This window comes from Kitasatospora sp. NEAU-69, assembly GCF_057158765.1.
Genome location: NZ_JBWXUE010000040.1, coordinates 1 through 14266, shown reverse-complemented (window position 1 = coordinate 14266; position 14266 = coordinate 1). Strand labels below are relative to the sequence as shown.

15 protein-coding genes are annotated in these 14266 nt (G+C 69.4%); 4 read left to right on the top strand and 11 right to left on the bottom strand.

From position 1 onward, the window contains the following. Positions 1-244: 244 nt before the first annotated feature. The 8 genes from AC060L_RS32045 to AC060L_RS32010 form a co-directional block, all read right to left on the bottom strand. Positions 245-1990 carry a M48 family metallopeptidase gene (locus AC060L_RS32045; RefSeq protein WP_483802486.1) on the bottom strand — a complete coding sequence of 582 codons (1746 nt, stop codon included), beginning with the start codon at positions 1988-1990 and terminating at the stop codon, positions 245-247. Between the two features lie 153 nt (positions 1991-2143). Next, positions 2144-2647 carry an HIT family protein gene (locus AC060L_RS32040; RefSeq protein WP_483802485.1) on the bottom strand — a complete coding sequence of 168 codons (504 nt, stop codon included), beginning with the start codon at positions 2645-2647 and terminating at the stop codon, positions 2144-2146. 109 nt (positions 2648-2756) lie between these two features. Then, positions 2757-2984, bottom strand: coding sequence for a DUF6087 family protein (locus tag AC060L_RS32035; RefSeq protein WP_483802484.1), 228 nt, complete (start codon positions 2982-2984; stop codon positions 2757-2759). A gap of 35 nt (positions 2985-3019) precedes the next feature. After that, on the bottom strand, positions 3020-4153 hold the full coding sequence (locus tag AC060L_RS32030; RefSeq protein WP_483802483.1) for a methyltransferase domain-containing protein: 1134 nt from the start codon (positions 4151-4153) through the stop codon (positions 3020-3022). Next, positions 4150-4299, bottom strand: a complete 150-nt coding sequence (locus AC060L_RS32025; protein ID WP_483802482.1) for a hypothetical protein — start codon at positions 4297-4299, stop codon at positions 4150-4152. The genes AC060L_RS32030 and AC060L_RS32025 overlap by 4 nt, the downstream gene beginning before the upstream one ends. 632 nt (positions 4300-4931) lie before the next feature. Then, on the bottom strand, positions 4932-5780 hold the full coding sequence (locus tag AC060L_RS32020) for a helix-turn-helix domain-containing protein (RefSeq protein WP_483802481.1): 849 nt from the start codon (positions 5778-5780) through the stop codon (positions 4932-4934). A gap of 39 nt (positions 5781-5819) precedes the next feature. Next, entirely contained in the window at positions 5820-6347 is a 528-nt protein-coding gene (locus tag AC060L_RS32015) for a DUF6879 family protein (protein ID WP_483802480.1), read from the bottom strand. Continuing rightward, a complete protein-coding gene (locus AC060L_RS32010; RefSeq protein WP_483802479.1) occupies positions 6301-6582 on the bottom strand; it encodes a hypothetical protein in 282 nt (93 codons plus the stop codon). Before AC060L_RS32010 ends, AC060L_RS32015 begins: the two co-directional genes overlap by 47 nt. Positions 6583-7347: 765 nt before the next feature. Between AC060L_RS32010 and AC060L_RS32005 the strand changes: the two genes are divergently transcribed. Both AC060L_RS32005 and AC060L_RS32000 read left to right on the top strand, forming a co-directional pair. Beyond that, positions 7348-7782: a HEAT repeat domain-containing protein gene (locus AC060L_RS32005; RefSeq protein WP_483802478.1), complete on the top strand. Its 435-nt coding sequence runs from the start codon at positions 7348-7350 to the stop codon at positions 7780-7782. Positions 7783-7826: 44 nt separating this feature from the next. Then, a complete protein-coding gene (locus tag AC060L_RS32000; RefSeq protein ID WP_483802477.1) occupies positions 7827-8273 on the top strand; it encodes a hypothetical protein in 447 nt (148 codons plus the stop codon). A 132-nt stretch (positions 8274-8405) separates the two neighbouring features. Here the strand turns inward: AC060L_RS32000 and AC060L_RS31995 are convergent, their stop codons facing one another. The 3 genes from AC060L_RS31995 to AC060L_RS31985 all read right to left on the bottom strand — a co-directional run bounded on the left by AC060L_RS31995 (position 8406) and on the right by AC060L_RS31985 (position 10994). Next, the gene (locus AC060L_RS31995; RefSeq protein WP_483802476.1) at positions 8406-8987 is read right to left on the bottom strand and encodes a hypothetical protein; all 582 of its coding nucleotides are present in this window, start codon (positions 8985-8987) and stop codon (positions 8406-8408) included. 6 nt (positions 8988-8993) lie between these two features. Next, positions 8994-9368 carry a hypothetical protein gene (locus tag AC060L_RS31990; RefSeq protein ID WP_483802475.1) on the bottom strand — a complete coding sequence of 125 codons (375 nt, stop codon included), beginning with the start codon at positions 9366-9368 and terminating at the stop codon, positions 8994-8996. A 396-nt stretch (positions 9369-9764) separates the two neighbouring features. After that, positions 9765-10994, bottom strand: coding sequence for a recombinase family protein (locus AC060L_RS31985; RefSeq protein WP_483802474.1), 1230 nt, complete (start codon positions 10992-10994; stop codon positions 9765-9767). Positions 10995-11853: 859 nt separating this feature from the next. On the opposite strand from AC060L_RS31985, the gene istA reads away from it, so the two are divergent. After that, positions 11854-13329 (top strand): IS21 family transposase, encoded by a 1476-nt coding sequence (gene istA / locus AC060L_RS31980; RefSeq protein ID WP_483799923.1) that lies wholly within the window; start codon positions 11854-11856, stop codon positions 13327-13329. A 60-nt stretch (positions 13330-13389) separates the two neighbouring features. Further along, the gene (gene istB, locus AC060L_RS31975; RefSeq protein ID WP_483799922.1) at positions 13390-14163 is read left to right on the top strand and encodes an IS21-like element helper ATPase IstB; all 774 of its coding nucleotides are present in this window, start codon (positions 13390-13392) and stop codon (positions 14161-14163) included. The last annotated feature ends 103 nt before the right edge of the window (positions 14164-14266 follow it).

Sequence of the window (14266 nt, the reverse complement as noted above, 5' to 3'; positions counted from 1 at the left end):
AAACGACGGCCAGCGGGTACAGGAGACGGAAGGATGAGCCCATAACTGACTCTCAGGGCATTCGGCTCGACCCGCTCTCGTTGGGCGCACTTCACGAACTGGGCCGGCCTGGACGACATTGCCGTCGAGGCGCTGTTCGACGGCGCGCAGGGGGACGGGATCCCGATCGCCTGGGTACCTCCGGGTCCGGTCCAGCGTCGCCTCACCGAGGTCTCAGGCCATGGTGAGCGCTTGGCAGTTCTGGTCAAGGAGGAGACCGAGATCCTGGAGGCGTGCACGCGCGTGGTCGCCTCGTGTGACGACCCGTGGATCGCGGAGTCAAGGGAGATCGGGGAGCGGGTGATCGCGGCGTGGCGGGACGGCCCTTTCCAGGCCGCGGGGTGCCGCGCTGTGCTGGCGGCCGAGCCCCCGCATCCTGCTGCTTCCGGAGACGGGGTTGGCTATGGCCGCGGCTTCCTGGAGCGGCCGCGAGGACGAGGCACCGCCTATCCCGCGACGGCGGCGATCGATGCGCGACGTGCTCCCTCGGTGGCTCGGCGGCCGGTAGCCCGCGACGCCTGGCACGCACTCTCGCTGCCGCCGGGCGAAAGCCCAAGTACGTCCAGTACGAGGACTTCCGCCAGGCACGCCGAGAGCACGCACCAGACGCCGCTGGGCCGCCCTTCGGGCGACGACGGGAGTTTGACGACAGGACCCAGCCGAGCGATGCTCCGCCGAAGGCGAACCCCAGCACGATCAGCAGCAGGATCAGCGCTGCGGCCGTTTTGATGACCGGGTGCTTCTGGCGAAGGGGCTCGTCGTCCTCCGGCCCACCGTGCGGTACGAGTTCGGCCGGCAGCTCGATCTGTTCGTCGGGCTCGGCGAGCGGCACCTCCTCCTGGCGCACCGAGCGCCGAACGAGCACCGGCGCCGCGAGATCGACGGGCAGCGTCCGCAGGAATGCCTCCAACCGCTGGGAGTCGTCGGTCACGGTCAGCTCGTGCAGTTCGGACAGCAGGGTCTGGTCGGCGGCCGGGCGACTCTGCCCGACCCAGGACAGCCGCCAGCCGGTGGCCGGCCCGTCACGAACGAGCACCTGGTCGAGCAGTGCGCGCAGGGCACCGGGCAGCGAGCGGGCAGGAGCCAGGGTCTCCGGGGCCTTGGCGAGGGCCTCCAGAACGGTCCCCAGGCTGGGCCGCGTGGTGTGGCAGCTGCGTCCGGCGGCTCGGGCCAGGGCCTGGGCACTCTCGCTGGCAAGCGTCGCCGCCGCGGTGGAGGCCCAGGCTGCCGGCGCCAACCAGGTCCTGTCCGGGGTGTCGGCGTGTCGCGGCAAGGCCGTCAGGCTGAGTTCGGCGGTCCGCTGGTCGAGGTCGGTCAGCACGCCGATCGCGGGAACCGGTTCGCGGCACGGCGCGGTTCCGTCCGCGCGGTGCGCCAGGGAGTGCGAGTTGCGCAGGGCGTCGGCCATCACCGCCGCTCCGACAACCTGGGCCGACATCCGGTCCGCCTCGAACTCCTGGCGTCGCCCGACGGCCGTGGTCAGCCGGGTGTAGACCCAGGCGTAGCCGGAGAACAGGCAATACCGGTTGTACGCCGGATGGTGGCCGTTCTTGGCCTGGACCATCCGGTGCCGACCAAGGCGTTCGAGGATGGCTTCGAGCGCGGTGGCCCCACGGCGGGTGACGGACGACAGGGCGGTGTGGCGTCCCGCGTAGTGGCCGAGCTCGTGGCAGATCACCGCCTCCAGCTCGTCCCGTGTCAGCCCCACCAGCAGGGGCATCCGGGTGCCTCCGAGCAGCCCGAGCGGCGTGGCGTGTTCGAGGACCATGGCGTTGGCCTGGGGAATCAGGTACAGCCGGGTCGGCGGGCGCACTCGCAGGCGCTCGGCGAGCTCGGAGACGGTGTCCCACAGGGCCGGTTCCTCCTCCGGGGTCACCTCGACCGAGCCCTCCGGGCCCCTGGCCGGACGACCCGCCGCGTACAACGCGAGAAGAACGGAGTGCTGCGACACAGCACCAGGACTCGGCTCCGCCCTATGACGGCGGCCGTGCGAAGCTCCCCGTTGTGCAGTCCCACAGAGGTCTACTTGTCCCTGCCGTAGCTACCCGAGCGCAGGGCCATCAAAGAGACACGCCCTGGTCGGACAACCACGCCTGGCGCAGCGTCATCTGGCCTGCGACCGTTCGGCGATGGCCCGGCGCAGCTGGTCGGCGAGGTCGGCGCGCTCGGTGGAGGTGTAGGCGAGGACGCCGTTGGTGAAGGCGAGGGCGTCGAACTGCTGGCGCTCGTAGGGCACGCCGTGCGGGAGGCGGGCGATGTGCCAGTGGAGGTGGCTGTTGCCGGCCTGGGAGCCGAGGGAGAACAGGTAGGTGCGCTCTCCGCCGAGCACGTCTTCGGCAGCGAGGGCGACCAGCCGTACGGTGCGCATGATGGCGAGGTAGTCCTGCTCGGTCAGGTCGGTGACGACGTGCTCCAGGTGCTGCTTCGGCACGACCAGGAGCTTGCCGGGCAGCACGGGCCACTTGTCGAGGAAGGCCAGGTGCTGCTCGGTCTCGTAGACGATCTCGTGCGCGTAGGCCGGATCGCCCTCGACCAGGCGGCAGATGAAGCACGGCCCGGTCTGAGCCTGCTCGCTGTAGGTGGCCAGGTCCATCGGCTGCCGTTCCATGCGGTTCCCTCCTCTGATCCCCGCCGGACGGCGGGTCGGGCTTCGAGCGGGCCGGCTGCGGATCAGGCCCGCCCGGCCTTCGTGGATCGAGCGGGTGCGGGTGCGGGGGTCAGGGTCGGGGTCGGCGGTGGCGGCCGGAGCCGGTTGCCACCGCGGTCGTCGGTGGTTCGTCGGTGAGCGCCACCGCCACCCAGCCGTGCCCGTCCCACTCCTGCAGCAGCCGCGGGGCGATGGGGTCGATGTGCGCGGCGGCCGTGGTGACGACCCGTCGGGTTCCGACCGGACGCAGGCGCCGGGTGCGGCGCGCGGCCCACTCGCTCAGCGGCTCATCGTCCACTGCCCACTGCCCCTCTCGCTGGGTGGTCGGTGCGGTCAGCGTGGCAGGGGCTGGGCGGGGTCGTCCAGCCACAGGTGCTGTCCGGCCGGGGTGACGGTGAGGCCGAAGCGGGCCAGGCCGGGCCGGCCCGCTGCGGTCCACCAGGCGTAGGCGGTCTCGAACTCCTCCCACAGCCGCCTGGTTCCGTACTGGCGCACCTGGTGCCCGCGCTCGCCGTCGCGGAACGTCGTCGCCGACCAGGCCGGTTCGGTCAGCGAGTACAGCCACAGGGTGCGGGCGCCGTCGTCGTGCGGCTGGACCGCGTGCGTGACGCCGTCCAGGAGCAGCCCCATCAGGAAGGTGAAGGCGGCATGCCGGCCGTGCTCAGCTGGCGTGGTCGCTGTGCGGCTCTCGGTGAGGGTGGCGCCGTTGGCGGGCGGCTTGGGCCAGATGAGGCGCTGGGAGCGCAGCTTCATGAACTCCACCGGCTCCAGGAAGCGGCCCGAGGCGGTCGTGCCGTCGTCGTGGACCGTCAGGCGCAGCAGGGCGTCGAGGTTGCTGTAGTGGGTGCCCCAGGGGGTGAGGATGAGGGCGTCGGGGCGGGCTTGGCGGATCCAGGCGTGGGGGATCTCGCGTAGCGCGCAGGTGGCCACGATCCGGTCGTACGGGGCGCCGGGCGGCCAGCCGGCGGCGCCGTCGCCGCAGACCACCGTCGGGCGGTAGCCGGCGGCGGTCAGGGCGGTGCGGGCCCGGGCGGTGAGGTCGGGGTCGATCTCGACGGTGACCACGTTGGCGTCGCCGAGCCGGTGGGACAGGAGTGCGCTGTTCCATCCCGTGCCGGTGCCGACCTCGAGGACGCGCTGCCCGGCCTGGATGTCCAGGTGCTCCAGCATCGTGGCGACCACCGAGGGCTGGGAGGCCGAGCTGGTCGGCACGCTGCCGGGCTGCTCGCCGTGGTGCCGGCCGTCGTCCCACTGCGTGACGATCGGGATGTCGGCTGCGGCGGCTGCCGCCCAGCCGTCCGGGTCCGCGGTCCTGCTGACGGGTCGGCTGGTGTTGGTGGCCAGGTCGTGCGCCCACATCAGGTCGGGCAGGAACAGGGAGCGGGGAACGGCGGTGAAGGCTGCGTCCCAGGGGCGGGCGGGCCGCCCCGGGCAGGGGCGGCCCTCCTTCTGCGTGGTGCTGGTCACTTGCGGTGGCCTCCGTCACCGGGCGGCGTGCTGCCGTCGGGGTTCGGCGGGTCCGAGGGCGGTGTCCACGGGGTGCCCGGGTGGCCGTCCCCCTCGCCGCCACCGCCGCCCGAGCCTGCGCCGCCGTGGCCTGCATCGTGGTCCATGATGAGCTCCTTCCGTCCTTGTGATGGTGCCCTCCCGGGCCCGGGAGGAGTAGAGGGCCGGCCCCGGCCCGCGGGCTACACCGGGCCGGGGGTACGGGCGCGCAGATCCGCGTGGACGGTCTTGCCGAAGGTCTCCAGGGCCGCGCCCCAGCGCCCGTCATCTTCCGTCGGCAGCCGGTCTTCGCGGCGTTGCCGGCCGGCTCGCTCACGATCAGCTCCCCCGCTTCGACCAGGTCCTCCAGCCCCCACCCACGCAGCGTGGCGCGCACCAGGCGCCGGGCCACGGCGGCAGACTGCGGCTCGTACGGCAGCAGCGCCCCGGCGGTGTCGGCGGCCGGGGTCGGTGTCGGGGTTCTCGACGGCAGCGGTCACCGCGGACCTCGCACCCGCCGACGCCGCCCGGAAGCAGCCGCAGCCGCAGCCGGTGAGCGGGATATGGGGTGCGCTGCCACGGCGGTACTCCGTTCTCTCGACGGCGGTGACGGCTGCGCGGACCCGAGGAGGGCAGGCCCGCGCGGCGGCCCCGGCTCGCCCGCCAGGGCCAGGTTTCCGGTCCGTCACGGCGGGCGACGGTTAGACGGTAGGGGGTGCGCGGCCTGGCCCTCAACGAGGTTGCGCCATCTTGCGCGACGTCACCCGAGAGTGGCTATCGCCGCCGTGATCAGCTGACGGGCCCCGGCGCCGTGGACGGCCATGGACGCCAGGTCGGTGAAGGTGCGCACGTAGTCGGCGATCTCGCGGGGCTGGGTGATCCGCAGGTAGCCGGAGGTCAGCTCGACGGCCACCTCGGCCTCGTCGAACATGTAGAAGTCCTCGACCGGCAGATGCGGCCGGTCCGGCCCGGTCGGGATGACGCCGACGCTGACGAACGGGCTGGAGGAGACGGCGAGCAGGTGGCCGAGTTGAGCCGCCATCGTCTCCGGGTCGCACACCGCGGCGCGCAGCACCCACTCCTCGATGAGCAGGCCGAAGCGGTGCCGGCCGGAGAACAGCATCCGCTGGCGCTCCAGGCGGGCCTCCACGGCGTCGGCGACGTCGTCGACCTCGACGCGGGCGCGCTGGATCGAGCGCAGGACGGCGGTGGTGTACTCGGGGCTCTGCACCATGCCCGGCATGACCCGGCTGGCGTAGACCCGGAACAAGCCGGTGCGGCGGTAGAGGGCGGCCACGGATTCCTGGGCGGCGCGTAGCCCGCCGCGCTCCATGCGGCGCCACTCGGTGTACATGGAGTCGACCGTGCGGGCGGCGGCGATCAGGTCGGGGACCTGGTCGCCGGCGTCGCAGGCGGTGCACCAGGCGCGAAGGTCGTCCTCGGAGGGGGCGGACTTGCCGCTCTGGATCCGGGAGGTCTTCGCCGGGTGCCACCCGCAGCGGGCGGACAGCTCGTCGCCGGTCAGGCCCGCGTCCTTGCGCAGGCCGACCAGGCGGCCTGCGAGCGCCTTGCGCGCCTCGATGACGCTGGACGACGGGGACGACGACATAGTGCTGGCTGCCCGGGCGGGTAGTGGTGGACAGGGCGGTCAGACGGCGTACCGGGCGTGCGGGACAGCCCGCTCCCACACCGCCTCGAAGGCGCCGGTCACCATCTTCACCACCGCCGGATCCTCGGTGACCTCGTGGCCGGCCCACTCGCCGTCACCGGTGAACCAGTGGAAGAGCACCAGGCGCTCGTCGACCAGCCACAGGTCGTTACCCGGCAGCGCGAGGTCCGATGCCTTCGACCGGGGCAGCCAGCGGACCTGCTCGCCGAGCGCGACGTTGTGCCGCTCGGTGATCGCGTGCTCCCACCGGATGTAGGCAGTCACCGGCTCCGAGACGATCCGGGCGCGGCGCATCACCACCCCGCGGCCGACCGTCTCCCGCACCAGAGCGGCCCAGGTGGCGTACTCCTCGGGCAGGTCGTAGGCCTCGGGCCGATCCACCGGAAGCCCGGCCCGCCAGTCGGCGAAGACGGGGTCGTCCATGTAGGAGTCGCGCATCTCCAGGTGGCAGGCGGAGTGCTCAGCACTCCTCAGCAGGGCGCCAAAGTCCGGCACGCTCGGCCTCATCGCACACCTTCCTCAAAAACGGGATCATCCGGACCGGGATCCGCACAACGCCCTCGTGGTCCGGGACGCCGATCGGGTGACCCTCCACCCACTCGGTCTCGCTGATCACGCGGTACATCTCCATCTCGGGCAGCCACCCCTGGATGACGATCTCCGCCTTCTCGTCCTCCAACCACACGGTCGGAGACCCACCGTTCGGCGTGTCCGGATCGATGCCCCTGAACCGTAGTGCCATGACCGCTCCTTGTGCCAAGCCGGTTGCGGATCCTTGCGCCCACCACCGTTCCGCTCAGCTGACGAACCGTCAAGGACGCACGGGTGCAACCGTGCGACACGCGCCGACCGGGGCGGACCCGAGGGGAACTGCCGCCTCCGGCCCGGCGCTCGGTCAGGCGGTGCGGATCTTCCCGTCAGCGGTCACGCCGCCGGCTCGTCGTAGGCGCCTCAGTGCACCAGGATCATCCCGTCAGCCGTGATGGTGACCGTGCACCGGCCCGGCCGGGCGCGCCTCGACCAACTTTTTCGACAGCGCCCAATCGATCGAAGACGGGCTGCCCCCGGCGAGCCGACAGACCTCGCCCGGAGCACCCGGTCAGTTCGGAACTGACCACCCGTCGGCCAGGCGCCCGGCCGTCCGCGGGAGCGGTGCGCGGGTCACTCGTCATCGGCTGGGTCGGCGGCAGCGGGGTCGCTGATCCCCAACTTGGCCTCCGCCGTCGTTCAGTCGGCGGCGACCGCCTGCTGAGCGGCAGTCAGGGTCACCTGGCCCTTGCAGACAGCGGTGTGCAGGTGGGTCTCGGTCTTGTTCTTGTCGTTGTTGGGGCCCTTGCCGGGAACGTGATCGGGGCTCGGCGGATGTGGAACTGTCCGGGGATTCCTGAGTCGGGCATGCATTTTCCGATGTGCCCACCGACCGGTCGACCTGCCTCGGCCCGGTTCCCTGCTCCGCGCTCGTGTGCTCCGAGATCGGCATCCTGGTGGAGCCCTTGGAGATGGCAGCATGAAGGACATGCTCTCTGCCCTGGAAGCGCTGACCAGCCGCGATGCGAGCCAGCGGGACGTCGCCGCCGCGGAGCTCGGAGATCTCCTGCGCGGCACCGCGCTCGACGCGGACGCCGCCCACTTGATCGTCGGGCGACTGGTCGACCTGGCCCTCAACGAACCCGTGACCAAGGTCCGCGAGTCCGCGCTGAACTCGATCAGCGAGGCGTTCAACCGCCGCAGCCTGCCCCTGGACCTCGTCGAACCGCTGACCGCCGCCATGCCGACAATGGAGCGCGAGCTTCTCCAACACGCCCTCTTCATCCTCGGCGCCACACACGCCCCGCAGGCCCAGTCGCTGATCGAGCCCTTCCTTCACCACTCCGACCCTGAGGTCCGCGAGGAAGCCCGACACGCAGCAGCCGAGATCACCGCCAGCCTTGCGGGGCCTTGAGGAAATCAGTCGGCAGGGCAGGACCCAGCAGGCAGGATGGCGGGATGGCTGATCTGCTGTGGGACGACCAGGTTGCGTGGCTGCTCGATCCCACCGATGGGGGCTGCCTGCCCGATGCGTTCATTGAGGACACGACGGCGGCGGCCTGGCAGGCCGTGCTCGACCTGATCGAGGAACAGGGCTGGGCCTTCGAGTACGCCGAGGGCGAGGCGGTGTTGCCGCTGCCCCGAGCCGAGGCCGTGCTGTCCCGCCCGGCCGACGCCGAGTGCCCGAGCCTGCGCGTGTGGCCCGATTTCGAGGTCTGCGCGATCTTCCGGTTCCTCGGGGACGAGCAGATCGACTTCGATGTCGACCTGCGGGAGCTCCAAGTGCAGGAGCGGCTGGACGTCCTGTGCGGGTTCCTGGCCGCGATCGGGCGCCGCCCTGAAGGCCGTACTGAGGCCAAGCGGGAACTGGCCGGGCGACCACTGGGGCCGTTCTCCTACGCGTGACCCCACGCGTTGATCGCTTGCCGAAAATCGCAGGCAGCCCAACCAGCGGCACAGCCGCATAATCACTGCGGCCCTCAAGCTGGGCAACATCGCAAACGTGCCCGCAGACAATATTCCGAGTAGCAGAATTCACTACTTTGACCTGGGGAGCTTGTCCCTCAGAAAGCCAATAAGCGTAAGATCCTGCTTCAAGTCCCCATAGACAACGAGAAGGCTGATAATTCCCGCAGGGACTCCCCACCTTGGCCCCGTAAGGTCCCATGCCGCAGAACATAGAGAAAATATTATTGCACTGAAGCCAATGTAAACTGCGGACTCGCGTACCGCATAGCTGAAGAATAGGGCGTCGGCCTTCGCCGCCACAGGCCCTGCAATCAGAACAAAGGAGCCAATTAGCAGCAATCCAAGACTAAATCCCGATATTGCAAACTTGTCACCGCCGTGCGCCGCATATAAGCCACTCCAGGCTGTTATGCCGAGCGTGCCACCCAGCAGGCAGGTCTCGAACTGGCGTTGCGCTGCCTGGATGTAGCCTTGCTGCTTGACTCTTGCAGTAAGTTGAGTGTCGTCGGCGTTATATATCTGCACTCTAGTCTTTCGGAGAGATTTCTCAAGGGTGCGATAGTGGCCCCGGTATCTCCGAAAGTACTCCTCGATCCACACAAGCCGCCCAAATGCGACGATGGAGAGGAATACGATCAGCGCAATGGTCATATTCGATCACCCTGGCCACTGGCAGGGGTGCACCGGGCATTCCGAATCCGGGCTGGCGAGGCCGCACAGGCAGTACTCGGCGCCCATCCGTACAATATCCGCCAGCCCATTGAGCTCGCGCATGGTGCTGTCCTTGTCGCCGGAAATTGCATGTGCAGTTCCCAGATCTGCCCGCAGTGCAATCACCTGTAGCGTCAGCGGAGCACTAGGACGGACTCGTGGCAGCACCTCAGCGGACCATTTTGCTGCCTCCCCCAGGACCTTGATTGCCTCTTCGAGGCCTTCTGATTGAATTAGTGATTCAGCCTCCTTTCGGCAGGAGGCAATCAGGTCAAGGGCTTCTGCCTCAGAAACTGACTCAACATCGGGGAAGTTCTCCATTTGGCGACTACCTCATCTCGCCGGGGTGGGGAGCTCTCGCCAGTCGATGCGAGCCACAGCATGCGGCGGAAACGACGTCAGCAACACCAGCCCATGCTGCTTCATAACATGCACCCACCCGCACGCATCGATGCTTACGATGCCCTTGACTTCTCCCCCGAACGTGACAATAGGGTTGATGCGCTCCGTGCCATGGACTAGGTGCACTGTTCCCCTGCCCCAGCTACGGTCATCAGCCATGGTGAAATCTCCCATGATCCGATTCTCCAAGCCCAAGCCCGGATCCGCCATCGGAGCCCGTCATGTCTCCTCCGTCCAGCCCCACGCCTGGGCGAGCAGCATCATCCGTTCGCCCTTTCTCACCCGCTCTGCGATGGGTGGTCGGCGCGGCGGCGGTCAGCCGATGGCGATCCTTTCTCTCGACCGGGTGTCGGCAGTCAGGGTTCTGTCCGCCGGGTCGTAAGTGACGGTGACGCTGGCAGCGCGCAGCCGCACGACGACCTCCTGGGCCGTAGGAAGGCTCTGGCCTGCCCGCGTGTATCCCTGCGGGCGTTCGGCGTGGGTGAGCCTGATCCATAGTGCTGGTAGGTGAGGCGTGACGTGGTCCTCGCGCAGGTACAGGTTGCGCGGACCGTCGGGCCTCGGCCCGGCGGCGCTGGAGCGGCCGTGCCCGCATCGATAGGCCGGGCGGTTGTGGGACCAGCACGAGTCCATCAGGCGGCCGCACAGGCCGCAGTGCAGCAGCCCGGCCAGCAGGTACACGCGGCCCGGGGTTGTTTCGCGTGGGACGCGGAGGTTCTGGACGGCGATGAAGTCGACTTCGCTGACCAGCGCCGGGTGCGCGGGAGTGGTGGAGATGACCCAGTCGTCGGGGGTGTTCCAGCGCATGACGTCGCGGTGGCCGAGGGTGGTGTTGTCCGGGTCGATCGGCTCGTGGTCGGTGCGCTGGCGGTTCCACACCTCGCGTCCGGTGTAGCGGGGGTTGGCCAGGACGGCACGCACCGTGGTCAACGTCCACCCCTCGGCGCTGCGGTGCGCGTTGCGATCGGGGTCGGCGGCCGACGGACACGGAATGGCCGCGTCGTTCAGGCCACGGGTGATCCGCGCGATGCTGTGCCCAGCCAGGCGCTGGGTGAAGATCCACCGCACGACCGGAGCGCACTGCGGATCCGTGTCGAGACGCTGCAGGGGCACGCCCCGGCGAGCCCACGCCCGATTCGGGTGCGGGCCGGCATCGACGAGGCGGTACCCGTAGGGTGGTCGGCCGCCCAGGTAACGGCCCTGGTCACGCGCCTGGACGGTCATGGCGGTGCGCACTCGTATGCGAGTGCGGGTGATCTCGCGTTTTGCCAGGATGCCAAGCAGGACCATCAGTTCCTCATGTCCGGCGATCTCCGGGTCGGCGGCGCCGCCCGGCTCCGGGATCCACACCGCGATGCCGTCGTGCTCGAACAGCGGCGCCATCGCGGTGAACTGGTTGCCGTGGAAGGCCCGTTCGCCGGAACCGATCACGATCGCGTCGAACTCCCGGTCCGGGTCAGCCATCGCGGCGAGTAGCGCGGCGGCCTCCGGCCGGCGGGCCCAGGGCAGGGTCCGACTGTGACCGATGTCGAAGAACTCGACCACGATCCTGCCATGACCGGCTATCAGGGACTGCGCTCGCAGCAACTGCCACGCCCGTGAGGTGACCGGATCCTGATGATCCTCGGTGGAGACCCGCCCATGGAACGCGAACCGCAGACCACAACGCTGCGGATGGCCAGCCTCAGGTCGAAGCTGAGCGAACCCATCGGCCCACCGCGCCAACGAGCCAGCGTGACCCGCTCCACGAGGCAAAGGGAACAGCGGTGTCGTCGTAGCTTCCGCTGCCATGGCCGACACCTCCCACACGTGCGCCCCGTCGTCTGGGGTAGCCGCCAGCGCGTCAGGCAAACCAGAGCACAGCACAGTTAACCCGACAGGATGAACATCAGCTTGGATCTCGCCCAGACCGCTGCCTGTCGCCGACCACGTAGTACCAGTACCGGAGGAGAACGAGACTGGCGAACCTGAGGAGGCCACCGACACCGTCCGGCAGTCCGCCTCCCCCTGGCCGGAGAGACGATCGGCGCCCTGGGAAACGGCCGTCGACTGCCCCGCCTTACGGAATCCACCTGCGCCTCCAGCGGAAGGTAGCAAGGACGGGCGAGGAGATCGTCGGGAGCCGCCTCGACACTTGTGCTTGTCTGCCTTACTCTCCTCGACTATGCGCACCCCGGAGCGCCCAATGTGTCTATTGTTGTCGGCGGCCGTGGCAAAGTCCAGGTGTGTGGCCAGCCGGGTCCAGGCTGATGGCCACCGGAATTCCAGGTGGATGGCCGTCTGACCTGTGGTGTTCCTGATCGCTTCCTTATCGAAGGAGACCCCTCCGTCCGGTTTGCTGGTGTTTGCGAAGCATCAGCGAACCGGTCGGAGAGGTCCTGTGACGAAGTCTGACAGAGAGATCATGGAAATCCTTGAGGCGTACGACCTGACCGGGACGGTCTGGTCGGCGGCGAGCTTGGCGGGGCACGACCCGAAGACGGTCAAGCGGTATGTCGAGGCCCGCGACGGCGGGCGCAATCCTTATGAGCGAGAGCCGCGGCCGAAGATGATCGACGCGTTCCTGGAGAAGGTCGAGGAGTGGGTCGAGCAGTCGAAGGCGACGATCCGCGCCGATGTGGTCCACGAGAAGCTCGTGAAGATGGGCTACCGGGGAAGTGCGCGCTCGACGAGGCGGGCGGTGAACGCGGCGAAGACCGCGTGGAAGACGGGCAAGCGCCGGACGTACCGACCCTGGATTCCCGAGCCGGGCCGGTGGCTGCAGTTCGACTGGGGCGAGGGGCCGCGGATCGGCGGCCGGCGGACCTGGCTGTTCTGCGCGTGGCTGTCCTGGTCGCGGTTCCGGGTCGTGATCCCGGTCTGGGACTGCACGTTGGGCACGCTGGTGGCCTGCCTGGACACCGCGTTGCGGCGGATTGGCGGGGCGCCGACGTATGTACTGACGGACAACGCGAAGACGGTCACCGTCGAGCACATCGCCGGGATCCCGGTACGTCATCCACAGATGGTCGCCGCGGGTCGGCATTACGGCTGCCAGGTGGTCAGTTGCGTGCCCTACGACCCCGAGTCGAAGGGCGGCGCGGAGGCCACGGTCCGTATCGCGAAGGCCGACCTGGTGCCCACGGATGCGAACCTGTTGCCCGCCTACGACTCCTTCGCCGAGCTCACCGATGCCTGCCGCACCTGGTGCGAGCAGGTGAACTCCCGTCGTCACCGGGCGACCGGGCAGATACCCGCGAGCCGCCTGGACGTGGAGCGCACCACCCTGCACGTCCTGCCCATCGAGCCGCTCGCGCTCGCGCTGGGCGAGGAGAGGCTGGTCGGCTCGGACCGCACGATCAGCTTCAACTCGGTGCGCTACTCGACCCCGCCGGGCTATACCGGCGCGAGGGTGTGGTGCCGGGTCGTCGGCGAGGAACTCTCCATCACCGCCCGCACCGAATCCGGGGACCTGTCGGAGATCTGGCGCCACCAGCTGTCCACCCCGGGTGTTCCGCAGATCATCGACGCGCACTATCCCGACCACCCGGACGGCCGCAGCGTTCACCAGCCGCGGCTGCGGCCGCGCTCGGAGGCGGAGATCGCGTTCGTGGGCATCGGGCCCGGGGCCGGGCGCTGGCTCAAGGAGGCCGGACCCGCCGGCGCGATCCGCATCCGCGCCAAGATGGCCCGCGCGGTCGAGCTGGCCACTGTCCTGGGCAACGACAAAGTCGACCAGGCCCTCGGTCTGGCGGCCACGGCCGGGCGCTTCGCCGACGACGACCTGCTCTCGATCCTGGGACACATCGCGGACAGCAAGCCCGCCGGCGAGGTCGTGCGCGCGGACGAGGCCCACTCCGTCCAGAACGGAACCATCGGCTGGCAGGCCCTGGGCCGCTGAGCCAACACGCCGCCCACCACAGCATTCTGACTGCACGTCACCCAAGAGAACGGCACCCCCATGAGCTTTCCCAGCCCGCCCGCCATCCCCGAGGAACTCGACAAACTCATGCGCCGCATGCGCCTGCCCTACATGCGCAAAGCGGCCCCGGACGTCCTGGCCACCGCCCGAGCCCAGCGTTGGGACCCCGCCGAGGTCCTGCGGCTGCTGATAGCCGAGGAGGTCACCGGCCGCGACGCGGCCACCCGGCGCCTTCGCCGCCACTCGGCGAACTTCCCCACCGGCAAAACCCTGGGCTCCTGGCGGGCCGAGGACTCCACCATCCCCGAACCCACCCAGAACTCCCTGATCACCCTGGAGTGGATCGGCCGCGCCGAGAATTTGGTGATCGCCGGCCCGTCGGGGACGGGCAAGAGCCACTTCACCGAGGGCCTGGCCCAGGCCGCGATCGAGAAGGACCTGCGGGTGTCCTGGTTCACCCTGGAGACGCTGAGCGCCGCGATCGGGAAGTCGAAGGTCGACGGGTCCACCGCCCGGACCGTCGCCCGGATCTGCCGCGCGGACCTCATCGTCATCGACGACATCGGCCTGCTGCCGGTCGGCGAGGACGCCGCCGAGGCGTTCTACCGGATCATCGACGCTGCCTACGAACGCCGGTCCATCGCGGTGACCAGCAACATTCACCCCTCAGGCTTCGACACGATCATGCCCAAGACTCTCGCCGGCGCCAGCACCGACCGCCTCATGCACCACGCTCACCTCGTGACCACCACTGGCGACTCACACCGCCTCGCCGAGGCCCTCGCCGGGAAGGGAGTGGTCCCCTTGAACTGACCCCCACCCCAGGAACACCACTGGCCACCCACCTGGGCATCTGATGGCCACCAGCCTGGACACCCAACGGCCACCCACCTGGGCATCTCAATGGCCGTTGACA

Excerpts from the sequence above, each read along its gene's own strand:
- AC060L_RS31995 (WP_483802476.1), bottom strand. The coding sequence starts at position 8,987 with ATGACCATTGCGCTGATCGTATTCCTCTCCATCGTCGCATTTGGGCGG.
- AC060L_RS31990 (WP_483802475.1), bottom strand. The coding sequence starts at position 9,368 with ATGGAGAACTTCCCCGATGTTGAGTCAGTTTCTGAGGCAGAAGCCCTT.
- AC060L_RS32015 (WP_483802480.1), bottom strand. The coding sequence starts at position 6,347 with ATGAGGCCGAGCGTGCCGGACTTTGGCGCCCTGCTGAGGAGTGCTGAG.
- AC060L_RS32010 (WP_483802479.1), bottom strand. The coding sequence starts at position 6,582 with ATGGCACTACGGTTCAGGGGCATCGATCCGGACACGCCGAACGGTGGG.
- AC060L_RS32040 (WP_483802485.1), bottom strand. The coding sequence starts at position 2,647 with ATGGAACGGCAGCCGATGGACCTGGCCACCTACAGCGAGCAGGCTCAG.
- istB (WP_483799922.1), top strand. The coding sequence starts at position 13,390 with ATGAGCTTTCCCAGCCCGCCCGCCATCCCCGAGGAACTCGACAAACTC.
- AC060L_RS32000 (WP_483802477.1), top strand. The coding sequence starts at position 7,827 with ATGGCTGATCTGCTGTGGGACGACCAGGTTGCGTGGCTGCTCGATCCC.
- AC060L_RS32005 (WP_483802478.1), top strand. The coding sequence starts at position 7,348 with ATGAAGGACATGCTCTCTGCCCTGGAAGCGCTGACCAGCCGCGATGCG.
- AC060L_RS32020 (WP_483802481.1), bottom strand. The coding sequence starts at position 5,780 with ATGTCGTCGTCCCCGTCGTCCAGCGTCATCGAGGCGCGCAAGGCGCTC.
- istA (WP_483799923.1), top strand. The coding sequence starts at position 11,854 with ATGGAAATCCTTGAGGCGTACGACCTGACCGGGACGGTCTGGTCGGCG.
- AC060L_RS32025 (WP_483802482.1), bottom strand. The coding sequence starts at position 4,299 with ATGGACCACGATGCAGGCCACGGCGGCGCAGGCTCGGGCGGCGGTGGC.